A 21,587-nucleotide genomic window follows, 5' to 3' on the forward strand; every position below is an offset into this window, starting at 1 on the left:
TGTCTCCTTTGACTTCAACCGAAACGGCCAGTGATGTAGTCCTCGGTCTCCTTGCGCTGCGGCTTGAAGAACATCTGTTCGGTCGCGCCGAACTCGATCAGGTCACCGAGGTACATGTAGGCGGTGTAGTCGCTGCAGCGGGCGGCCTGCTGCATGTTATGCGTCACGATGACCACCGTGTATTCGTTCTTGAGCTCCGCGATCAGTTCCTCGATCTTCGCGGTCGAGATCGGGTCGAGCGCCGAGCACGGCTCGTCGAGCAGCAGCACTTCGGGCTTGATCGCGATGCCGCGGGCGATGCAAAGACGCTGCTGCTGGCCACCGGAGAGGCCGGAGCCGCTTTGCTGCAACTTGTCGCGCACTTCGGTCCACAGGGCTGCCTTCTTCAGGGCCCATTCGACACGGTCGTCCATTTCGCTGGCCGAGAGGTTCTCGAACAGCTTCACGCCGAAGGCGATGTTGTCGTAGATCGACATCGGGAACGGCGTGGGCTTCTGGAACACCATGCCGACCTTGGCACGGATCAGTGCCACGTCCTGCTTGGAGGTGAGCAGGTTCTCGCCGTCGAGGGCGATGGTGCCCTCGGCGCGCTGCTCCGGATAGAGCTCGAACATGCGGTTGAAGGTGCGCAGCAGGGTCGACTTGCCGCAGCCCGAGGGACCGATGAAGGCCGTGACCTTGTTCTCGGGGATCTCGAGATTGATGCCCTTGAGCGCGTGGAACTTGCCGTAGTAGAAGTTCAGGTCCTTGACCGAGATCTTCGAGCGCGACGGTTGTGCAACTGTGTTTGGCATGTTGTTGTCTTCTTCCGGGTTCAATGTTTGTTGCGCGTCAGTACCCGCGCCAGGATGTTGAGGGCAAGCACGGCAATCGTGATCAGGAACACGCCGGCCCATGCCAGCTGTTGCCAGTTCTCGTACGGGCTCATCGCGAACTTGAAGATCGTGACCGGCAGGCTGGCCATTGGCTGGCTCACGTCGGCGGTCCAGAACTGGTTGTTCAGCGCGGTGAAGAGCAGCGGCGCGGTTTCGCCGGCGATGCGCGCCACGGCCAGCAGCACACCGGTGACCACGCCAGCACGGGCAGCGCGCAGCGTGATGCTGGTGATGACCTTCCACTTCGGCGTGCCGAGTGCATAGGCAGCTTCGCGCAGGCCCGGCGGCACCAGCTGCAGCATGTTCTCGGTGGTGCGGATCACCACCGGAATCACGATCAGCGCAAGCGCGACTGCGCCTGCGAGGCCGGAGAAGGTCTTGAAGTAGGCCACCACCACGGCGTAGACGAACAGGCCGATCACGATCGACGGCGCCGACAGCAGGATGTCGTTGACGAAGCGCGTGACCGAAGCGAGCCAGCCCTTGGGGTTGTACTCGGCCAGGTAGATGCCGGCCATGATGCCGATGGGAGTGCCCACGAAGGTGGCCAGCATCACCATCACGAACGAGCCGAAGATCGCATTCGCGATACCACCCGCCTCGTTCGGCGGCGGCGTCATCTGGGTGAAGGTGGCGATGGCGAGGCCGCCCACGCCCTGGCGCAGCGTTTCCCAGAGGATCCAGATCAGCCAGAACACGCCGAAGGCCATTGCGGCGAGCGACAGCGTGAGAGCGATCTTGTTGACGCGGTTGCGCGCGGCGAACTTGGCCTGGCGCGTTTCGGCCAATGCCTTGGCCACGAGAAGGTTCTGGGCGGTGCTCACGACTTGGTTCCTTCGCTCTTCTTCATCTTGGCCAGCAGCATCTTGGAGAGCGACAGCACGACGAAGGTGATGAAGAACAGTACGAGGCCGAGGTACATCAGCGCAGCCTGGTGCAGGCCTGCGCCGGCTTCGGCGAATTCGTTGGCGAGTGCCGAGGTGATGCTGTTGGCAGCCTCGAACACGGAAAGGGAGTTGAGCTGGTTCATGTTGCCGATCACGAACGTGACGGCCATCGTTTCACCCAGCGCCCGGCCGAGGCCGAGCATGATGCCGCCGATGACGCCGGCCTTGGTGTAGGGCAGCACCACCTTGGAAACGACTTCCCAGGTGGTGGAGCCGAGGCCGTAGGCCGATTCCTTGAGCAACGGCGGCGTCACCTCGAACACGTCGCGCATCACCGAGGCGATGAACGGGATGATCATGATCGCGAGGATGATGCCGGCCGAAAGAATACCGATGCCCACGGGCGGGCCGGACACCAGCGCGCCAAGGTATGGCACGCCGGAGAGCAGCTTCTGCAGCGGCTGCTGCACCCAGGTCGACAGGATCGGGCCGAACACCAGCAGGCCCCACATGCCGTACACGATGGAGGGCACCGCTGCGAGCAGTTCGATGGCCGTGCCCAGCGGGCGCTTGAGCCAGCTGGGCGAAAGTTCGGTGAGGAAGAGCGCGATGCCGAAGCTCACCGGCACGGCGATCACCAGTGCGATGAACGAGGTGGCCAGCGTGCCGTAGATCATGACCAGGCCGCCGTACTCGTCCTTGACCGGATCCCACACGCTGCTCGTGAGGAAACCGAGGCCGTACTTCGAAATGGCGGGCCATGCACCGGCAACCAGCGACAGCAGGATGCCGATGAGCATCGCGAGCGTCAGCAAGGCGGCGCCCTTGGCGGCCCAGCCGAACAGCCGGTCGGCCATCGGGCCTGAGCGCGGTGCCTTCACGGGCGGCGGAGGTGCGGTGGCACGACCGCGCTCGGCCGCGAGGTCGAGAGAGGTGGTGGCGGCAGGAAAGGTGGATGACACGGGTCGCTCCGGCAAAGACGAAAGCGGCGCGTCCTGGAGCGAAGAGTTGCTCATGGGCGCGCCGTCCTGGACTGATGGGTAGGTTTACTTGAACGCGACGGCCTTGCCCGACGAGTCCTTCACGTCACCCCATGCCTTCGCGATGGCGGTCTTCACGGCGTCGGGCATCGGCACGTAGTCGAGCTCGTCGGCCGTCTTGTCGCCGCTCTTGTAGGCCCAGTCGAAGAACTTGAGCACGGTGGTCGCGTTGGCGGGCTTGTCCTGCACCTTGTGCATCAGGATGAAGGTGGCGCCGGTGATAGGCCATGCATCCTTGCCGGCCTGGTTGGTCAGCACCTGGTAGAAGCTCTTGCTCCATTCAGCGCCGGCGGCGGCGGCCTTGAATGCCGAGTCGTCGGGCGACACGAAGGTGCCGGCGGCGTTCTGCATCTGGGCGTACGTCATCTTGTTCTGCTTGACGTAGGCGTATTCGACGTAGCCGATCGAGTTGGGCAGGCGATTCACGAAGGCGGCGACGCCTTCATTGCCCTTGCCGCCCGCGCCGGTGGGCCAGTTCACGGCCGTGCCTTCGCCGACCTTGGTCTTCCACTCGGCATTGACCTTGCTCAGGTAGTTGGTGAACAGGAAGCTGGTGCCCGAACCGTCGGCACGGCGAACCGGGGCGATGGCGGCGTCGGGCAGGTTCAGCGAACCGTTCAGCGCCTTGATGGCGGGGTCGTTCCACTTGGTGATCTTGCCGAGGTAGATGTCGCCCAGGACCTGGCCGTTGAGCTTCAGCTCGCCGGGCTTGACGCCCTGGATGTTGACCACGGGGATCACGCCACCGATGACGGTGGGGAACTGCATCAGGCCCTTGGCCTGGAGTTCGTCGTCCTTCAGGGGAGCGTCCGAAGCACCGAAATCGACGGTCTTGGCTTCGATCTGCTTGATGCCGGCACCCGAGCCGACCGACTGGTAGTTGATCTTGACGCCGGTGGCCTTGTTGAAATCGGAGGCCCACTTGGCGTACAGCGGTGCCGGGAAGCTGGCGCCGGCGCCGGTCACGTCTTGTGCGAAGGCGGGAATGGAGAACACCGCGGCCACGAGACCGGCTGTTGCAAATTTGAACGTCGTTTTCATGAAGCTTCCTTTTAGAAGTAAGAAGTAGTCCCTTTTCGGGCTTGGGACGGACTCTAGAAAGCTTCTGTGACATCGGTGTGACACCCCTCTGTCGAGGGAAAATGCCTTTTTCCCGCCGGTGATTCGTGTGACGCTGTCACATAACCGTCATGCGATGCGCCTAGCCTCCCGAGACTCGCCATCGGGCGATCCAGAAGGCGGGGCGCCCTGTCACGGCGCTACGATCAAACATAAAGACTCCCCGCCTTCTCCCTTCAGAACCACATGCAAAACGGCACCCGCCTCGCAGCAGTCGACCTGGGCTCCAACAGCTTCCGGCTCGAAATCGGACAGGTCGACCACGGCCAGATCCACCGCACCGAATACCTCAAGGAGACGGTGCGCCAGGGCAACGGCCTGGACAGCGCACGCAACCTCACGACCGAGGCCATGCAGCGCGGCTGGGATGCGCTCGCCCGTTTCGGCGAGCGGCTGGCGGGCTTCAAGCGCTCGCAGGTACGGGCCGTCGCCACGCAGACCCTGCGCGAAGCCCGCAACCGGGAAGAATTCCTGTTGCGTGCACGCACCATCCTGGGTTTCGGCATCGACGTGATCCCGGGGCGGGAGGAAGCCCGCCTTATCTATCAGGGCGTGGCGCACATGCTGCCGCACAACGACGCCTCCGACCGCGAGCGCCGGCTGGTGGTCGACATCGGGGGGCGCTCCACCGAAATGATCATCGGGCATGCCCTGGAAGCCGACCGCATGGAGTCGTACCGGGTCGGCAGCGTCGCCTGGTCGATGAAGCACTTCGGCGAGGGTCTCTTCACCCAGTCCGCCTTCCGGGCCGCCGAAGTCGCCGCCAAGGCCGTGCTGGACGACGCGCTCGGCAGCTACACCCGCGACCAGTGGGACGTGGCTTACGGCGCCTCGGGCACCATCGGCGCGGTCGGCGACGTGCTCGCGGCGGCGGGCGGCGAGCCCGGCCTGGTCACGCGCGAGGGCCTCGACTGGCTGCTCGACCGCCTGCTCAAGGCCGGCAGCGCCGAAAAGCTGCGCATCGACGGCATGCGCGAAGACCGCAAGGCCGTGATCGGCGGCGGGCTCAGCGTGCTGCGCGCGGTGTTCGACCTGCTCGGCATCGACGAGATGAAAGTCGCCCAGGGCGCGCTGCGCCACGGCGTGCTCTACGAACTGCTCGAGCGCGACGAGAGCGTTGCCGACATGCGCACCACCACCGTGGCGCGGCTCGCCAACCGGTTCGCGGTCGATCCGGCCCAGGCCCGACGCGTCGGCGAAACCGCCGCCGCCCTTTTCGTGCAGCTTTCGCCCGCCGCACGCGGCGGCAGCACGACCAACCGGGCGGGCCGCGCGCTGCGCAAGCTCGGATGGGCGGCACAACTGCACGAGATCGGCACGCTGGTGTCGCACAGCGACTATCACAAGCACGGCGCCTACATCCTCGACAACACCGATGCACCGGGCTTTGCCGTCAACGAGCTGCATGCGCTCGGCCAGTTGGTGCTGGGCCAGCGCGGCAAGCTGCGCAAGCTCGAGGCCTCCCTGGACGACGAAACCTTCGTGATGCAGCTGCTGTCCCTGCGGCTCGCCGTAATCCTTTGCCATGCGCGGCGCGACCCGGATCCGGAGGCTTTGCATCTCGCGGCACTGGGTGCTCGGGCTTTCACCATCGCCTGTGCGCCGGACTGGGCGGATGCGTATCCGCAATCGGCGCACCTGCTGCGCGAGGAAGTGCTGGCCTGGCAGAAAACCAGCAACTGGCGCGTGGAGCTCAGCGGCTGCTGAGCCCCTCCACTATCCAGTCAGTTAGAGCAGTTAGAGCAATTCAGGCGACTGCACCGTCACCACGACGGTCTGCACGTCGCCGTCGCGCTCGCGCGTGCGGATCCACCACAACGCCCCCTTGCGCACCGGACAGCTGTCCTGTTTCAGGCCCAGCAGCAGGGAAATCGCCTGCCCCACCGACGGCTGATGGCCGATCATCAACACCACCGATTTGCCATTGGGCCAGCCGGCTGCGCCGAGCAGCGCCTCGGCTGTGGTGTCGGGAGCCAGTTCCGAACGCAGCTTGTACTTGCGCCCCAGCGCCAGGGCAGTCTGCTCGCAGCGCCGCGCGGGGCTGCAGATGATGCGCGTGCCGTCCGGCAGTTGACGGTCCAGCCAGGCCGCCATCCGCTTGGCCTGCTTTTCGCCGCGCGGGGTAAGCGAACGCTGCATGTCGTCGCACCCCTCGGTCCAGTCCTCGGCTTCGGCGTGACGCCAGAAGATCAAGTCCATGGTCATCGTCTTTCGATCTTCAGTTGCTGGATGCATCTCTGAGATGCCCTCGTGATGCGTAGCGGTTCATGAGCGCCGCCTGCGCGCCATGGGCTTCGACGACGGGCGATGCGCCCGCCTCGCCCGAATGCGTGTCGTGGTCGACGCGCGTGTAGGTACCGTCCGCGCCCAGGTCCCAGGCATCGCGGCCATCGTGCAGGTAGGCCACCAGGCATTCGTCGATCAGGCGCTGGCGCAGTCCGGGGTCGGTCACGGGCCAGGCGAGTTCGACGCGGCGCATCATGTTGCGGTTCATCCAGTCGGCGCTGGACAGGTACAGCGCCTCTTCGTCGCCATTGCGGAAATAGAAGACGCGCGAATGTTCCAGGAAACGGCCGATCACCGAGCGCACCCGGATGTTGTCCGTCACACCCGGTACCTGCGCCGGCAGCGTGCAGGCGCCGCGCACGATCAGGTCGATCTTCACGCCCTTCTGACCGGCGCGGACCAGCGAGGCGATGATCTCGTCGTCGGTCAGCGCGTTCATCTTGGCGACGATGCGCGTCGGCTGACCGGCCGCGGCGGCCACGCCCAGCGCATCGATCTGGGCGATGACGTTCTTGTGCAGGTCGAACGGCGCCAGCCACATGCGGTTGAGCTTCGGCAGCCGGCTCTGGCTTGCCAGGTGCACGAACACCGCCTCCATGTCGGCAGTCAGCAGCGGATCGGCCGTGAGATGGCTGATGTCGGTATAGAGCCTGGCGGTGCGCGGGTTGTAGTTGCCGGTGGAAAGATGGCCGTAGCGGCGCAGCTGCTTTCCCTCGCGCCGCGTCACCAGCAGCATCTTGGCGTGGGTCTTCAGGCCGACCACGCCGTACACCACCTGCGCGCCGATCGATTCGAGCATTTCAGCCCAGTTGATGTTCGCCTCTTCGTCGAAGCGCGCCTTCAGCTCCACCACCACCGTGACTTCCTTGCCCCGGCGAACGGCTTCGCGCAGCAAGTCCATCATTTCCGAGTCGGCGCCCGTGCGATAGATGGTCTGCTTGATCGCCAGCACCTGCGGGTCTTGCACCGCCTCGCGCAGGAAGGCCAGCACGCCCTCGAAGCTCTCGAAGGGCTGGTGGATCAGCACGTCGCCGCGCTGCAGCTGTTCGAAGAACGACTGCCCGGAAGACAGCGTGACCGGGTAGGACGCACGGTAAGGCGGAAAGCGCAGCTGAGGCTCGTCGAGCAGATCGGCCAGCTGCGTGAGCCGGGCCAGGTTGACCGGCCCGTGCACGCGGTAAAGCGCCTCGGGCGGCAGGTTGAACTGTGCCAGCAGGAAGCTCGCGAGCGACTCGGCACAGCTTGCCGAGACTTCGAGCCGCACGGCCTGGCCATAGTGCCGATGTTGCAACCCCTGGCGCAGCGCGGTGCGCAGGTTCTTGACGTCTTCCTCGTCCACCGCAAGGTCGGAATGCCGCGTGACCCGGAACTGCGAGAAATCGCCCACCTCGCGCCCCGGGAACATGCTGCCGAGGTGCGCCCGCACGACGCTGGACAGCGCCACGAAAAGCGTCTTGCCCTCCGACACCTTCGCCGGCATCTTGATCAGGCGCGGCAGCACGCGCGGCAGCTTGACGATCTGGATCGGGTTTTCGCGCCCGAAAGCATCCTTGCCGCCCAGCCTCACGATGAAATTGAGCGACTTGTTCGCCACTTGCGGGAACGGATGCGCAGGGTCGAGGCCGACCGGAATCAGCAGCGGGCGCACTTCGCGCTCGAAATACTCGGCGACCCACTTGCGCTGGGCCGGATTGCGCTCACCGTGCGAAATGATGCGGATGCCGTGCGTGGCGAACGTCGGCATCAGCTCGTCGTTGTACAGCGTGTACTGGCGCGCCACCAGCTTGTGGGCCGCCTCGGCCAGCCGCTCGAACGACTCGACCGTGTAGGTGCCCTTGTGGTCGCCGGCACTGCCCGCGATCAGGTGGGGAGCAGCACGGACTTCGAAGAACTCGTCGAGATTCGACGAAACGATGCACAGGTAGCGCAAGCGCTCGATCAGCGGCACCTCTTTGCGATGCGCCCAGTCGAGCACGCGCTCGTTGAACGAAAGAATGCTGTGGTCGCGATCGAGCAATGTGAACGCGGGTGCCGCAACGTCGAGGGACGATTCTGCGGGGGCGGATGGCATGGGCACTGATTCTGCAGCAGGCGACACAGGAGGAAACGTAGGCTGAAATATGACAGTGTCAGCCCCTCTTGTGACAGTTCCGTGACTGCTTTGTGACGCAGTTGCTCCAGCCATCTGCTGGCGGCCCTCGCCAGAGGACGAAGCGAGCGGCCCGGTTTCGGGCCGGTCGGCCGCCGGCTTCATGCGCCCAGGAAGTGCTTGCGGTAACGCGCCGGCAGATCGTCGATGCGCATCAGCATCGGCAGGTCGGCTGCGTTGAAATCCGGATCCCAGGCCGGTGCGCCGAGCACTTTCGCGCCCAGGCGCAGGTAGCCCTTGATGAGCGCCGGGGGCTCCACATCGAGCGTGCTGTCGAGCCGTTCGACCGGCAGCGGCAGGCGGGGCTGCACCTGGTACTGGATCGGCGCCATGTGCTTGGCCGACACCTGGCGCCAGATGCTGGCTGCCGCATCGCCATTTGTGACACCGTTGTGTGACATCGGAATGCTCGCGCAGCCGATCATCGTGTCCAGCTTGTTGCGGTGCATGAAGCCTGCCAGAGCGCCCCAGAGCGCGAGGATCACGCCGCCCTGGCGGTGGTCGGGGTGCACGCAGCTGCGGCCCAGTTCCACCATGCGCTCGCGCAGGTCGCGCAGGCGGGTGAGGTCGAATTCAGTATCGCTGTAGGTGCTGCCGACCCGGCGGGCCTGAGCCGGGGTGAGCACGCGGTAGGTGCCGATGACCTGCTGGGTCAGTTCGTCACGCACCAGGAGGTGCTCGCAGAAATCGTCGAACAGATCGATGTCGTGGCCGGCCACCGGCGACGAGACCCGGGCGCCCATTTCGCCGACGAAGACGTCGTAGCGAAGACGCTGGGCAGCGCGCACGTCGTCGAGGTGACGAGCCCAGCCCACGGTGATGCCTTGCTTGGACTCGATGGCCTGCGGCAGGATGACCGCGGGAGCCTGGGGCACCGACGTGCGGGCGGCAGCGGTCGAGGTGGCGGTTGCAGGAGCGGGCCACAAGGCCGCGCGCAGCCCGATCTGCGAAAGCGGAAACGTCGGGTTGGGCAGTTCTTTCATGGGGAAACCCTTTCTGCCGAGGGAGTCTCCGCACCTGCGATGAAGCGGGCATGTCAGGAACATTGCAGACACGTGACGCTGTTACAGCCCGCAGCCGCCGCCGAAACGCCCGTAACCGCTCGGGCGGGCTTCGTCGTCTAATGCGGTGGTTTTTCGAAACGGAGTTTCCCCATGGCCACGACCAATGCCAACGGCACCGACAACAGCCGCCTCCACCAGACCTTCCCCGTACTCAGTGACACGGAGATTGCGCGCATTGCGCATTTCGGCACCGTGCAGCAGTTCGCGCGCGGCTCGAGGCTGTTCACTGCGGGAGAAACCGGCCCCGGCATGTTCGTGCTGCTGAAAGGCGTCGTCGCAGTGACGCAACGCGACGGTCTCGGCCACGTGGTTCCCATCGTCCGGCAGGGGCCGGGAGAGTTTCTGGCCGAAGTCGGCCAGCTGAGCGGCCGCCCTGCCCTGGTCGACGGCCATGCCGACGAAGACGTCGAGGCACTGCTCGTGTCCCCCGCGCAACTGCGGGCGCTGCTCGTCGCCGAAGCAGACCTGGGCGAGCGGATCACCCGCGCACTGATATTGCGGCGCGTGGCGCTGATCGAATCCGGCGCCAGCGGGCCGGTGCTGATCGGCCAGCCGCAGTCGCCCGACATGGCGCGGCTGGAAAACTTCCTGCGCCGCAACGGCTATCCATATCACCTGGTCGACGCCGCCGAAGACCCCGACGCCGCCGCGCTGCTCACGCAGTACGGCGCTTGCAAGCTGCTGGCCGTATGCCCCGACGGCTCCGTGCTGGTCAATCCGAGCGACGAAGCGCTGGCCCGCTGCCTCGGCATGGTCGATACCGCCGAGCGCAACGAACTCTTCGACGTGGCTGTCGTCGGCGCCGGCCCCGCCGGCCTGGCGACCGCGGTGTACGCGGCGTCCGAAGGGCTGCGCGTGATCGTGCTCGACTGCCGCGCATTCGGCGGCCAGGCGGGCGCCAGCGCGCGCATAGAGAACTACCTGGGCTTTCCCACCGGCATCTCCGGGCAGGCGCTGGCGGGCCGCGCATTCGTGCAGGCCCAGAAATTCGGCGTCGAGATGCTGATTCCGGCCAAGGTCGTCTCGCTCGACTGCTCCCGCAACAATCCGATGGACAGCCTGGCCATCGCACTGGCCGACGGCCGCACGATCCACGCCCGCACGGTGGTCATAGCCAGCGGCGCGCGCTACCGCCGCCCCGACGTTCCACGTCTTGCCGAATTCGAAGGCCGCGGCATCTGGTACTGGGCCTCGGCGATCGAAGCGAAGATCTGTGCCAGCCAGGAGGTGGCGCTGGTCGGCGGCGGCAACTCGGCCGGCCAGGCTGCGGTGTTCCTGTCGCGCCACGCGGCCAAGGTCAACGTGCTGGTGCGCGGACCGTCGCTCGCGGCCAGCATGTCGCGCTACCTGATCGACCGCATCGAAGCCACGCCGAACATCTCGCTGCAGCCGCACACCGAGCTCGTTCGCCTGCACGGCGGCTCCAACGAAGGGCTCACCGGCGCGACATGGCGCTGTCATACCTCCGGCAACGAACATGACTGCGCGGCGCGCAACATCTTCCTCTTCGTCGGCGCAGAGCCCGAGACTTCATGGCTCGAAGGCTGCGGCGTGGCGGTCGACAAGCACGGCTTCGTGCTGACCGGCACGGCCGCCAGCCTCGGCTTTCCGGCCCGGCCCGCCGCGCCGCTCGAGTCGAGCGTGCCGGGCGTGTTCGCGGTGGGTGACGTGCGCTCGGGCTCGGTCAAGCGCGTGGGCGGCGCCATCGGCGAAGGCGCGGCGGCGGTCGCGTTGATTCACCAGCATCTGTCTCAGGCCTCGGCAGTGGCTTGAGGCACGACCAGTCACCCTAAACAACAAGGAGTCGAAAGTTGCCCATCAAGTCCTGCGAGCACGTGCCCACCGAGATCGCGCAGCCCCATGCACAGCATCAACGCGGCTGCGAAGACTGCCTGAAGACCGGCGACACCTGGGTGCACCTTCGCCTGTGCGTGCATTGCGGTCACGTCGGCTGCTGCGATTCGTCGAAGAACCGTCATGCGACGAGGCATTCGCACGCGGAAAGTCATCCCGTCATCCGTTCGCTCGAGCCGGGCGAAAGCTGGATGTGGTGCAACGTGCATGAAAGACAGGTCGGCTGAGACTTGACCAGGCAGACGGCGAATTCCCGCGCCTGCGCGCGTTTGGAGTCGCACGTATAAGCTGGCGGGCTCCCATCAAACACAGCCCATCACCGGAGCGCCAGACAACATGCCCGCATCGCCCATCGAGGTCTACTCGTGGCCTACGCCGAACGGCCACAAGATTCACATCATGCTGGAGGAGTGCGAGCTGCCGTATCGCGCGCACCCCGTGAACATCGGCAAGGGCGACCAGTTCGCGCCCGACTTCCTGCAGATCAGCCCCAACAACAAGATCCCCGCCATCACCGACCCCGACGGTCCGGACGGCAAGCCGATCTCGCTCTTCGAATCGGGCGCCATCCTCGTCTACCTGGCAGGCAAGACCGGCAAGTTCCTGCCCACCGGCGACCGCGAGCGCTACGACGTGCTGCAGTGGCTGATGTTCCAGATGGGCGGCGTCGGCCCCATGCTCGGACAGGCGCATCACTTCCGCATCTACGCCCCCGAGAAGATCGCCTACGCGATCGACCGCTACAGCAACGAAGCCAAGCGCCTGTACGGCGTGATCGACAAGCAGCTGTCGAAGAACAAGTTCATCGCCGGCAAGAGCTACTCGATTGCCGACATCGCCATCTTCCCGTGGCTGCGCAGCTGGGAGAACCAGGGCATCACCCTCACCGACTTCCCTTATCTGAAGGACTGGTTCGACGGCATCGCCGCCCGCCCGGCCGTGCAGCGGGGCGTGAAAGTGCTGGCAGACCTGCGCCAGCCGATCACCGGCGACAAGGAGCGCGAGATTCTTTTCGGCAAGACGCAGTACCAGAAGCGCTGAAAGGCCCCTTATCCGGGCTAGAATAGAAGGCTTGTCGGGGTGTAGCGCAGCCTGGTAGCGCATCTGGTTTGGGACCAGAGGGTCGAAGGTTCGAATCCTTTCGCCCCGACCAAAAAAATCGAAATGCACACAGTCACGTAGCGGGCTGTGTGCATTTTTCGTTTTGGCTCCGAAGCAGAGTCGGCGATGCGCCTTGCAGAGCGAGTCGTGCCTTGGAACTGGGTAGAATCCGCCGCGGCCAGCCCGGAAGCAAAGGCGTCTAAGTCGTTGATTTTCCTGGCTTCTCTTCGGCCTCAAATCTGCCCGTAGCTCAGTTGGATAGAGCACCTGCCTTCTAAGCAGGTTGTCGGGGGTTCGATCCCCTCCGGGCAGGCCAAGCTTCATTCCCAAACCGTTCCAGATTGCCCCGAAACCCGCTCTCCTTCGAGGAGAAGCGGGTTTTTCTTTGCCCCAAGTCGGATCGAGGCATAGCATGTCTTGTCGGTATTTTGTCGGTACTTTTGCAGGTATCTGCCCTGCCACCGAAGCCAGATACCGACAGCAAGGAGAAAAACCCAATGCTGACAGACACTTTCGTGAGGCAGGTGAAGCACAAGGGCACCGAGATCGGCGAGCGCTATGCGGATGGTGGCGGCATGTACCTGCGCGTCAAATCGGCCGGCAAATACTGGCGTCTGGATTACCGCTTCAGCGGCAAGGCGAAGACGCTGGCCCTGGGCGTCTATCCTGCGGTCTCGCTCGCAAAGGCAAGGCAGCGGCGCGACAAGGCGCGTGAACTGCTCGCCGACAACGTCGACCCCGGGCTTGTAAAGCGCGCAGAGAAACTGTCCCGCGCGGTGGAAGCGGCCAACACCTTCGAAGCGTTAGCGCGGGAGTTCCACGCCACCAAGGCCAGCAGTTGGAGCACATCCTATTCGGAGCGCTGGCTGCGCATCATGGAAAAGGACCTGTTCCCCTACATCGGCAAGCTGCCCATCGCCTCGATCCAGGCCAAAGATCTTCTGCACGCGCTAAAGCGCACCGAGAGCCGGGGGGCCATCGAGACGGCCCACACCTTGCGCCAGTGTGCCGGACAAGTATTCCGGTATGGTGTGCAGACGGGCCGGTGCGCGAGCAATCCGGCGCCGGACCTGCACGGGGCGCTGCAGCCAGTGCTCACCAAGAGCATGGCCGCCGTCTTGGAGCCCCAGAAAGTGGGCGAACTGATGCGCGCCATCTATGGCTACAGCGGGCAGCCAATCACCCGTGCCGCCCTCCTCTTGTCCGCCCTGCTCTTCCAGCGCCCCGGCAACATCCGCGCGATGGAATGGACCTGGATCGACCTCGAAAACGCCATGCTCACCATCCCTGCGCAGGACATGAAGCGCAGGCTTCATGAAAAGCTCAATGGCCGTCCCCACTTCGTGCCACTGGCGAAGCAGGCACTGCAGACACTGGAGGAAATTGAGCCATTGACGGGGCATGGCAGGTACGTGTTCCCCAGCATCCGTACAGGAGAACGGCCTATGAGCGAGAACACCATAAACGCCGCGTTGCGGAGGCTGGGGTACACGAACGACGAAATGACCGCCCACGGATTTCGCGCTATGGCCCGCACAGTCATGGCGGAACAGCTGCACGGCATTTCGCCCGACGTCATTGAGGCACAGCTTGCTCACGGCAAGAGCGGACCACTGGGCGCTGCCTACGACCGCGCGGAGTTCATGGACAAGCGCAAGGACATGATGCAGCGCTGGGCGAATTACCTGGGCCAACTTGCCGCGAACGCACAAATCACGACGCTCAAGGCCGCCTAGCCGCAACTAGCCAAGACGTTCATTTTTTACGACAACGTCGAGACCTGGGGAGCACGCCCCTCCCGATGAGATGAAGTACGCGATCCATCCGACTACACCCGCGAGGTGTAGCGATGACAACGGATCGCCCGTACACGCCGCTCATTCAGCGCGTGTTCGTGAGTGATCCGTCCGTGAATATCCCTCCGGATCTTCGATCCAGCGCTGAAGCGCCGCCCGCGGCCATCCACAGGCGCGCCCGCCCAGATGCACTGGCGGAGGAAATTTACCTCCTGCAATCCTGCGATAGACGGTAGTGCGACTCAGAGCCGTGATGCGAATCACATCGGCCATGCGAAAAAACGCAGGACCTGTCACGGTCGAAGGAACAGCATCGCGGTGATCGGCATGAGGGTCGGAATGCATGACAAATCCTCAAAGTGGAGTTGGACTTTCAAGTCGCGGCTGTGCGTTCCCGCAAAGAGATCACTTTCATCCTGTGCTTGACTCGTATCACTGCCCACCCGGCGACAGCCTCCTTTCCCGTGGTCATCCTTCGCATGAATTTGTGCTGAGCGTGCGACGAAGCACGACGACAGACAACTGGCAAATCTGCTAGGTGCCCATGGGGCTTCAACGACGGCAAGTCGATAGCGTTGGCTGTCAATCTGTCGTTGAAATGACAAACAGCACGAGACCGAGAACTGCTCGGGCGGCACGGAAGAGGGATGCGAGCGAAAGCCTGAACTGAACTACCAGGAGGCAGTCGATGTCTTCGTACGAGGAGAGGATTCGAGTGGCCAGTTGTACATCTAACTCGGCAACGCGTGAGGACGACCATTCATCAGCGGGATTAAAAACAAGAAGGCCCTGAAAGGCGGTACAAGGGAATTCCGAGCAACGCCCTCGAGACCATGGTTGGCAGATCTGGGCACCCAAGGTATCCGAAGGCGTTGAAGCCAAGGATGCCCATAAGATGAACCACAGGAGAGTGGTAATCGGGGAACAGCTTCGTAGAATCAGACGAGGACCAGAGACCGCCTAGTCCCGACACTAGTCCGCAATCCGTCTCGTACGAGATGGGCTTCCCCTGGTCCGTATTCAGTCGGCACGTGATCAAGGTTCGGTCGGCGCGCATTCCCAACGAAGCGCCGTCGGAAACGAGGACAGGAAGAACAGACCAAGCTCGCATGGCACGGAACAACATTCGATCACTACCGCCGTCCGCAACCGAGGACATCTGGCTGGCCTTCCTCTCGACGCTGACAACGCTCGAACACTTGAGTGCAAGCAACGTCTGATGAAACTCTTCGCGATCAGCGACCTTCATCTCGGCTACGCCCAGAATCGCGACGCCATCGCCGTCATCGACCCGCGTCCGGACGACTGGTTGATCCTCGCGGGCGACATCGGCGAAACCTCGGAGCACCTCGAACTGGCATTCGAAGTGCTGTCGACGCGCTTCAGGAGGCTGGTCTGGGTGCCGGGAAACCACGAGCTATGGACCGTCCCCTCGCTGGGCGCTTCCTTGCGCGGCAACGAGAAATACCACCAACTGGTCGACCTTTGCCGGCGCTACGGCGTACTCTGCCCTGAGGATCCCTATCCGGTCGTCACGTTCGGTACGGAGCGCGTGCGGATCGTTCCCCTGTTCCTGCTCTATGACTACAGCTTCCGTCCGCCCGGCATGCCGCTGGCGTCCGCGGTCGAATGGGCCGCCAGTCATCGCGTGGTCTGTGCTGACGAAGATCTTCTGCACCCCGAACCGTACCCCGACATCGTCACCTGGTGCAACGCCCGCTGCGACGAAGCCGAAGCCCGGCTGCAGGCTTGCGCGGACGGAACACCCACCGTCCTGATTAATCACTTCCCTCTGCGGAAGGACCTGGTCTGGCTGCCGAGGCACCCTGAGTTCATTATCTGGTGCGGTACCGAACGCACGAGGAATTGGCATCTGCGATTCAATGCCAGCATCGTCGTCTCGGGCCACCTTCACATGCGCTCAACGATGCACAGGGACGGTGTGCGCTTCGAAGAGGTCTCTCTCGGAAACCCTGGCCAATGGGCGCCGTACACGACGCCGAATCTGTGCGTTCGAGAAATCATCGGCTGACGTGCGGGCGGGACGGCAATCCACCGACCGCCCACGGCTGCCGGTGAGCTCAAGCGCCCAACTTAGCGATGCCCGTTTGTGAACCGGCGACGAAACTCGCGATCTCGCGGAGATCGGGATCGTCCGGACTCGCATCGGCCAGGACCTGAGCGGCACTTTGCAACGATGCGGGTGACTTGAACAATTCACGCATCGCGCTCTTGATTCGACGTATACGCTCGGCATCGAAGCCTTTGCGCTCGAGTCCGATGGTATTGACGACACGGATCACCGCCGGATTGCCTTCCGCGATCATGAAAGGAAGAATGTCCTTGGTGACCTTGTTGATGGCCCCAATGAACGAATATTTTCCCAGCCGCACGAACTGGATGACACCGGTCATGCCGTTGACCGTCGTGTAGTCATCGATTTGCACGTGCCCGGCCAGCTTGGAGCCGCATCCCAGCACAACATGACTGCCGATACGGCAGTCGTGGCCCACATGACTGTCCGATAGGAAGGTGCTGTTGTCGGCGATGCGCGTCGTTGCTCCGTCGTCAGTCGCCGAGTTCACCGTGCAATATTCCCGAAAGACATTGCCGTTGCCGATCTCGACGTGCGTCACGGAGCCTCGCTGGAATTTCATGTCTTCCGTACGCCCCCCAATGCAGGCATATGGAAAAAATTCGTTACCTGCTCCGATGCTCGTCAAGCCGACCAGCGATACATGCGAGTGGAGTATGTTGCCGTCACCCAGCCGCACGTCCTTGCCGACATGGCAATACGGCCCGATGACGCAGTCCGAACCCACGACCGCGCCGTCCTCGATGATGGCCGTCGAATGAATTTTCAAGCTCACTACCCTATCCTCAATGGTTGCTTAGTGGTTAAGTTCTCGACCCCTCGTAATACGCGAGCCAATCAAATGCCGTCGAGTTGGTTTTCGATCAAACACCATTTTCCGTGGAACGCCTCCCGGAGGCAGCCACGGCAGCGCTCGTCGATAGACATGGGAATCAAGCAAAAGACAACGACTTTCGTGCGAACGGGTAACTCGGCAGCGAGAGCCGGATTGCACGCTTTCCTTCGGACAGCTGCGCCCACGGGACGTCAATCCCCATTTGCCACAACCCCGCCAAGCCGTTTATGTCCCGGTCCTCCAGCAAGGTCTTCGACACCTGCCGCCCCACGTTTCCGGACATTATCTTCCTGAGACGATTCACCGCATCGACGCTGTCCTCGGACGAGGGCCCGGCATTTGGATCCGAGGCGCCTTGTTCGAGGGTGCCCTCCAATTTCGCAATCAACTCGTCGACCGTCCGCACGACGGCGGCCCACCGGTACCTCATGTGCGTCCGGCGCAACTGCAAGGTGTAGGCAAGGTCACCGATCGGGATGTCAGGGTTTCGCCTCGCGTAGATGAGGAATTGCTCGATGACGGCTTGCAATTGTTCGGCCGTATGGGCGGACAGCAGGATCGCCTCCTCCCTATCGCCCAACGCCTCCTCTGCCGGCTGTTCCTGAAGCGACGGAGCATATTCTTCGACCACCATGCTCACGCACGAGCCTCCGGCTCCGAACGTGTTGATCAGCGCTCGACGCGGGAGGGGGAGCGATCCGTCTCTGGCGTCGATCCGGTGCGGCGCCCAGTCCATCAAGCGGCGCGCAAGGCCGATCGAATTCAGATCCTCCCTGATCTCTCCGACCTCGACGATCGGTGCGATTTTCTTGTTCATCATCTGGAGGACGACTTTGGTCAGCTGCGCAATTCCAGATGCAGCCTCCGGATGACCGATGTTCGACTTCACGGACCCGATCACGCAAGATTCCTGGATGTACCGTCCGCTAGAGAAGACCTTGCGGAGCACCGCCGCCTCCACGTCATCCACGATCGGAACACCGTTCGATGTCGCCTCGACATACGTAATTGGCACCTCCTCGGAATTCGACGATCGCAGAACGGACTCCACCAACCGCTCTTGTGAGACGACATTCGGCGTCCCGTACGAAATTGATCGACCCGCATGGCGACTTTCGATGCCCTTGACGACCGCCAGCACAGCATCCCCGTCTTCCACGGCCCGATGCAGCGGCTTGAGGATGACCGCCCCGACGCACTCGGACGGCAGGTAGCCGTCGCCGCTCGAGAAGCTTCGACTGCCAGGATGGCTTCCGATCATGTTCAACTGGCTCAGCGCGATGTACTTGTCCTGATGCAGGGACAAATTGACTCCGCCAGCGATCGCGAGCGTGCAGACCCCTTCCGCCAAGTCCCTGCAGGCGAGGTGAATGGCCGTGGCCGCGGACGACGACATGGTGTCGACGACCACGCTCGGCCCCTCGAACCCGAAAACATGGGAGGTCCTGTTCGCGATCGACGCGCTCGATGAGATGAACATGTGCGACGACAGCGATGCCTTGCGGGCGTCATCGTCCGGCCAGGTGCCATCGGAGACCTGATGCTTGTACATCGAGCCCACGTAGACGCCGACATTGCTCTCGTACTTTGAGGAGATCTGCTCACGGGTCACGCCGGCGTTCTCGAGGGCGTGATAGGCCGTCTGCAGGAACAGGCGCACCTGCGGATCCACGATCAGCGCCTCGTCATGCGAAATGTTGAAAAAGTCGCTGTCAAACTCGTGCACGCCATCGATGAACCCGCCCCATTTGCCGTGGGTCTTGCCCTGCCTTGCTTTCTCGGGATCGAAGTAGTGGCTGTGGTCCCAGCGATCGGACGGCACTTCGGTCACGCAATCCACGCCTTCTGCCAAGTTGTGCCAGAACTCATCGAGCGTGCGGGCTTGCGGATAGCTGCCGCTGATGCCGATGATGGCAATATCCAGCGGACCGCCGGTCTCTGCACGGGGCAGCACGGGGGCAGACTCCGGGTTAGCCAAGGCCTTCTCTTGAGGCACATCCGCCGCTCGTGCAAACCGAGCATGATGGGCCCGGCGGGGGGCACCTGGCATGGTCTCGGCGGGTGTCGGATCGGCTTCGCCCGCTGGTGGCCGGGATTGCCCCCCCAGCTTCCCGGCCAATTCCGCCCGGTGCTCGTGCATCAGATGCTTACCCAGTCCGGCCAGCGTCGGATGCTCGAAAAAGACCGTTGGCGTCAGCTCCAACCCGTACTTCTCGTTGATGGCGTTGGCGAACGCCGTCAACGTGATGGAGTCGAAGCCGAATTCGCTCAGCTCAGCCTCTGGGTCGACCTCAATCGGATCGAGCTTCAAGAGTTCCGAGACTGCCTGAACCAAAGAAGACTGTAGCTTCTCGGCGAAGTAATCGCCACTGCGAACCTCGGCCGCCGCTGGTTCGACAGGTCGTGGCGGTACCTCGTCCCGTGCCGGCAACGGACGCGCGCGAGAGGGTGGACGGGGAGCGTCGGACGCCACCTCGACCTCCGCCAGTGCGGTCTCGACTACCGGTGTCCGAGCTTTCACCCCCAGGCGGCTGGCCAACTCCGCCCCGTGCTCGCGCAGCAGATGCCCGCTCAGCCTCGCCAAGGTCGGATGCTCGAAGAAGACCGTCGGCGTCAGCTCCAACGCGTATTTCTCGTTGATGACGTTGGCAAACGCTGTCAGCGTGATGGAGTCAAAGCCAAACTCGCTCAGCTCTGCCTCTGGATCAACCTCTTCCGCCTTGAGTTTCAACAATTCCGAGACGCCTCGCACCAGCGAAGACTGCAGCGTTTGCTCAAGCGTGTCGCCGGTCGCAGCCTTGGCCGCCGCGGCTGTGCGGACTGGTGCCGGGGGCAATGCCGCTTCTAGCGCCGGCGTCCGGCGCGATGGCGTGGCGGCCACTGCTGCATGCTGTCGCACGACCCCGTCACTTCGGCCCACCAAGATCTGCTGGCCCAGTCCGTGTGCCAACGCCGCCGGATGGCGCACGTCCTTGAACCCCTCGGCCCCAAGCAATCGCAGCCAGATCTCTGGCGTGAGGGCCGGCGAGCCGGGAATCCGCAGTGAGACGTCCTCGGATTGCCACCACCCCTCCAGCAGCCCGAAGGTCAGCTGCAGGAACAGGCTGTTGGAGGACATCTCGTTGATCAGCACCACCCCGTTCGCCTTCAGCAGCGCCTTGGTGTTACGCACGGTGCGCCGGATTTCCCTGGTCGCGTGCAACACGTTCGTGGCGATCACCATGTCGTAGCGGCCGACCTCGACGCCCTGCTCCGCCAGGGACCGCTCGACGTCGAAGATCCGGGTCTTCAGGTACGGGGCCTTTGCGCGGTACTGCTTCTCGGCGTACAACAGGAACGCCTTCGACACGTCGGTGTAGCAGTACTCCTCGATGTGCGCGGCATAGGGCGCCAGCCGATCGAACAGCATCGCACTGGTCGCGCCCGTTCCCGCCCCGATCTCGAACAGACGCAGCTTCGCCTGCGGGTCCTGGGCCAGCCGCGCCTTCACCGCCGCAACCAGGCTTTCCGCCAGCACCTCGTTGAAGTAGTCCGAGACTTCGTTGTCGCGGTAGATGCCCTCCACCAGTTCCATTGAACCGTTCGGGAACAACACCTCCGTCGCCGCGCGCTGTCCTCGAAGAATGTCCGGCAGCGCTCGCAGGGCCACGTCCACGAACCGGACCTGAGCGCGGTACCCCGAGTCGACCTGGAGCTTATAGGCGTCCCAGCGCGACCACAGATCGTCCCGGTCCGAGGCCTTCGAAGCGAGCACCTTCAGCACGTCGCCTTCACGCGCCAGATACCCGCGCTTCTCCAGCACGCCCAGACTCTCGACGAGCCATCGCCCGTACAGCGACGGCAGACCCACCTGGGCTTTCCACGCCCCGACGTCAGTCACCGGCTGCGCGAACAACCCCAGCTCATGGAATTGGCACCGCAGGAGTTCAGCCAGCATGCCTTCGAGTTCTTCCTTCATCTCCGCCGGCATGCTCGGCGGGAGCTCGAGCGCAGACTCCCGTGGCAGCGCCTGCATCACCGCTCCCGTCGCCGGCACGACCTGCTGGGAACGCCCCGCGACGACGCCGAGCGCCTGTGCGAGCGCCGGCTGCGTCGTCTTGATGTAGATCACCTGGGGCACCGGCGATGCCAGCAACCGCTCCAGCACATCCATCGCCTCCGGCGGCTCGATCGAGTCGACGCCGATCCGGGCCATCTGATCTCGATACGCGGGCGAAGCAACTGCCCCTACACTGCCCCAGAAGGCCCAGCTGACCACCTTCACCTCGCACGACCACATCCGCGAGAGTGCCTGCGCATAACTGTCCGTGAACGTACAACCCGCGGAATAGTTGCTCTGGCCAGGCCCCTTGCTGACGCTCAGGATCGAGGAGAGGAACAGGACGAAGTCAAGCGCCTCCCGCCCGAACACCTCCGCCAGACGCACGCTCACGTCGACCTTGGACGCGAGACTGCCGACGAAGGTCTTCTCCTCCATCCGCATCAG

General features: G+C 63.7%; 16 protein-coding genes and 2 tRNA genes. 8 read left to right on the forward strand and 10 right to left on the reverse strand.

The features are described from left to right. Positions 1-14: 14 nt before the first annotated feature. The 4 genes from pstB to pstS are packed head-to-tail and all read right to left on the reverse strand — an operon-like array spanning position 15 to position 3,843. Positions 15-794, reverse strand: a complete 780-nt coding sequence (gene pstB / locus BMY35_RS03375; protein ID WP_021007056.1) for a phosphate ABC transporter ATP-binding protein PstB — start codon at positions 792-794, stop codon at positions 15-17. A 20-nt stretch (positions 795-814) separates the two neighbouring features. Then, positions 815-1,699, reverse strand: a complete 885-nt coding sequence (gene pstA, locus BMY35_RS03380; protein WP_093195550.1) for a phosphate ABC transporter permease PstA — start codon at positions 1,697-1,699, stop codon at positions 815-817. Then, complete coding sequence (gene pstC / locus BMY35_RS03385) at positions 1,696-2,778, reverse strand: phosphate ABC transporter permease subunit PstC (RefSeq protein WP_093195551.1); 1,083 nt, start codon at positions 2,776-2,778, stop codon at positions 1,696-1,698. The genes pstA and pstC overlap by 4 nt, the downstream gene beginning before the upstream one ends. A gap of 30 nt (positions 2,779-2,808) precedes the next feature. Beyond that, positions 2,809-3,843 (reverse strand): phosphate ABC transporter substrate-binding protein PstS, encoded by a 1,035-nt coding sequence (pstS, locus tag BMY35_RS03390; protein WP_093195552.1) that lies wholly within the window; start codon positions 3,841-3,843, stop codon positions 2,809-2,811. A gap of 264 nt (positions 3,844-4,107) precedes the next feature. Between pstS and BMY35_RS03395 the strand changes: the two genes are divergently transcribed. Next, positions 4,108-5,628: a Ppx/GppA phosphatase family protein gene (locus tag BMY35_RS03395; protein WP_093195553.1), complete on the forward strand. Its 1,521-nt coding sequence runs from the start codon at positions 4,108-4,110 to the stop codon at positions 5,626-5,628. Positions 5,629-5,658: 30 nt separating this feature from the next. On the opposite strand, the gene BMY35_RS03400 is transcribed toward BMY35_RS03395, so the two are convergent. The 3 genes from BMY35_RS03400 to BMY35_RS03410 are packed head-to-tail and all read right to left on the reverse strand — an operon-like array spanning position 5,659 to position 9,339. Beyond that, positions 5,659-6,120, reverse strand: coding sequence for a SixA phosphatase family protein (locus BMY35_RS03400; protein ID WP_176947504.1), 462 nt, complete (start codon positions 6,118-6,120; stop codon positions 5,659-5,661). 19 nt (positions 6,121-6,139) lie between these two features. Continuing rightward, the gene (gene ppk1 / locus BMY35_RS03405; RefSeq protein ID WP_093195555.1) at positions 6,140-8,461 is read right to left on the reverse strand and encodes a polyphosphate kinase 1; all 2,322 of its coding nucleotides are present in this window, start codon (positions 8,459-8,461) and stop codon (positions 6,140-6,142) included. After that, positions 8,458-9,339, reverse strand: a complete 882-nt coding sequence (locus tag BMY35_RS03410) for a GNAT family N-acetyltransferase (protein WP_093195556.1) — start codon at positions 9,337-9,339, stop codon at positions 8,458-8,460. Before BMY35_RS03410 ends, ppk1 begins: the two co-directional genes overlap by 4 nt. Before the next feature lie 171 nt (positions 9,340-9,510). Here BMY35_RS03410 and BMY35_RS03415 point away from each other — a divergent pair, with 171 nt between their 5' ends. The 6 genes from BMY35_RS03415 (at position 9,511) to BMY35_RS03440 (ending at position 14,111) form a co-directional block, all read left to right on the forward strand. After that, positions 9,511-11,193, forward strand: coding sequence for an FAD-dependent oxidoreductase (locus tag BMY35_RS03415; protein ID WP_093195557.1), 1,683 nt, complete (start codon positions 9,511-9,513; stop codon positions 11,191-11,193). Positions 11,194-11,231: 38 nt separating this feature from the next. After that, positions 11,232-11,501: a UBP-type zinc finger domain-containing protein gene (locus BMY35_RS03420; RefSeq protein ID WP_093195558.1), complete on the forward strand. Its 270-nt coding sequence runs from the start codon at positions 11,232-11,234 to the stop codon at positions 11,499-11,501. Positions 11,502-11,610: 109 nt separating this feature from the next. Beyond that, the gene (locus BMY35_RS03425) at positions 11,611-12,315 is read left to right on the forward strand and encodes a glutathione binding-like protein (RefSeq protein ID WP_093195559.1); all 705 of its coding nucleotides are present in this window, start codon (positions 11,611-11,613) and stop codon (positions 12,313-12,315) included. Between the two features lie 35 nt (positions 12,316-12,350). After that, positions 12,351-12,427 (forward strand) — tRNA-Pro (locus tag BMY35_RS03430). A 187-nt stretch (positions 12,428-12,614) separates the two neighbouring features. Further along, positions 12,615-12,691: transfer RNA gene (locus BMY35_RS03435), tRNA-Arg, on the forward strand. A 181-nt stretch (positions 12,692-12,872) separates the two neighbouring features. Further along, positions 12,873-14,111, forward strand: coding sequence for a tyrosine-type recombinase/integrase (locus tag BMY35_RS03440; RefSeq protein ID WP_093195560.1), 1,239 nt, complete (start codon positions 12,873-12,875; stop codon positions 14,109-14,111). Between the two features lie 141 nt (positions 14,112-14,252). On the opposite strand, the gene BMY35_RS03445 is transcribed toward BMY35_RS03440, so the two are convergent. Continuing rightward, complete coding sequence (locus BMY35_RS03445) at positions 14,253-14,516, reverse strand: helix-turn-helix transcriptional regulator (protein ID WP_093195561.1); 264 nt, start codon at positions 14,514-14,516, stop codon at positions 14,253-14,255. An 874-nt stretch (positions 14,517-15,390) separates the two neighbouring features. Here BMY35_RS03445 and BMY35_RS03450 point away from each other — a divergent pair. Next, a complete protein-coding gene (locus BMY35_RS03450; RefSeq protein ID WP_093195562.1) occupies positions 15,391-16,203 on the forward strand; it encodes a metallophosphoesterase family protein in 813 nt (270 codons plus the stop codon). A 49-nt stretch (positions 16,204-16,252) separates the two neighbouring features. Here BMY35_RS03450 and lpxA read toward each other — a convergent pair whose 3' ends face one another. Further along, positions 16,253-17,041 carry an acyl-ACP--UDP-N-acetylglucosamine O-acyltransferase gene (gene lpxA / locus BMY35_RS03455; protein ID WP_176947489.1) on the reverse strand — a complete coding sequence of 263 codons (789 nt, stop codon included), beginning with the start codon at positions 17,039-17,041 and terminating at the stop codon, positions 16,253-16,255. A gap of 157 nt (positions 17,042-17,198) precedes the next feature. Continuing rightward, complete coding sequence (locus BMY35_RS03460; protein WP_256228121.1) at positions 17,199-21,578, reverse strand: beta-ketoacyl synthase N-terminal-like domain-containing protein; 4,380 nt, start codon at positions 21,576-21,578, stop codon at positions 17,199-17,201. Positions 21,579-21,587: the final 9 nt, after the last annotated feature.

The organism is Variovorax sp. YR750, assembly GCF_900109805.1.
GTDB lineage: Bacteria > Pseudomonadota > Gammaproteobacteria > Burkholderiales > Burkholderiaceae_C > Variovorax > Variovorax gossypii.

What these genes read in the sequence shown, in the direction of transcription:
- pstB (WP_021007056.1), bottom strand. Translation starts at nt 794, where the DNA reads ATGCCAAACACAGTTGCACAACCGTCGCGCTCGAAGATCTCGGTCAAG.
- pstC (WP_093195551.1), bottom strand. Translation starts at nt 2,778, where the DNA reads ATGAGCAACTCTTCGCTCCAGGACGCGCCGCTTTCGTCTTTGCCGGAG.
- pstS (WP_093195552.1), bottom strand. Translation starts at nt 3,843, where the DNA reads ATGAAAACGACGTTCAAATTTGCAACAGCCGGTCTCGTGGCCGCGGTG.
- BMY35_RS03395 (WP_093195553.1), top strand. Translation starts at nt 4,108, where the DNA reads ATGCAAAACGGCACCCGCCTCGCAGCAGTCGACCTGGGCTCCAACAGC.
- BMY35_RS03400 (WP_176947504.1), bottom strand. Translation starts at nt 6,120, where the DNA reads ATGGACTTGATCTTCTGGCGTCACGCCGAAGCCGAGGACTGGACCGAG.
- ppk1 (WP_093195555.1), bottom strand. Translation starts at nt 8,461, where the DNA reads ATGAAGCCGGCGGCCGACCGGCCCGAAACCGGGCCGCTCGCTTCGTCC.
- BMY35_RS03410 (WP_093195556.1), bottom strand. Translation starts at nt 9,339, where the DNA reads ATGAAAGAACTGCCCAACCCGACGTTTCCGCTTTCGCAGATCGGGCTG.
- BMY35_RS03415 (WP_093195557.1), top strand. Translation starts at nt 9,511, where the DNA reads ATGGCCACGACCAATGCCAACGGCACCGACAACAGCCGCCTCCACCAG.
- BMY35_RS03425 (WP_093195559.1), top strand. Translation starts at nt 11,611, where the DNA reads ATGCCCGCATCGCCCATCGAGGTCTACTCGTGGCCTACGCCGAACGGC.
- BMY35_RS03440 (WP_093195560.1), top strand. Translation starts at nt 12,873, where the DNA reads ATGCTGACAGACACTTTCGTGAGGCAGGTGAAGCACAAGGGCACCGAG.
- BMY35_RS03445 (WP_093195561.1), bottom strand. Translation starts at nt 14,516, where the DNA reads ATGCATTCCGACCCTCATGCCGATCACCGCGATGCTGTTCCTTCGACC.
- BMY35_RS03450 (WP_093195562.1), top strand. Translation starts at nt 15,391, where the DNA reads ATGAAACTCTTCGCGATCAGCGACCTTCATCTCGGCTACGCCCAGAAT.
- BMY35_RS03460 (WP_256228121.1), bottom strand. Translation starts at nt 21,578, where the DNA reads ATGGAGGAGAAGACCTTCGTCGGCAGTCTCGCGTCCAAGGTCGACGTG.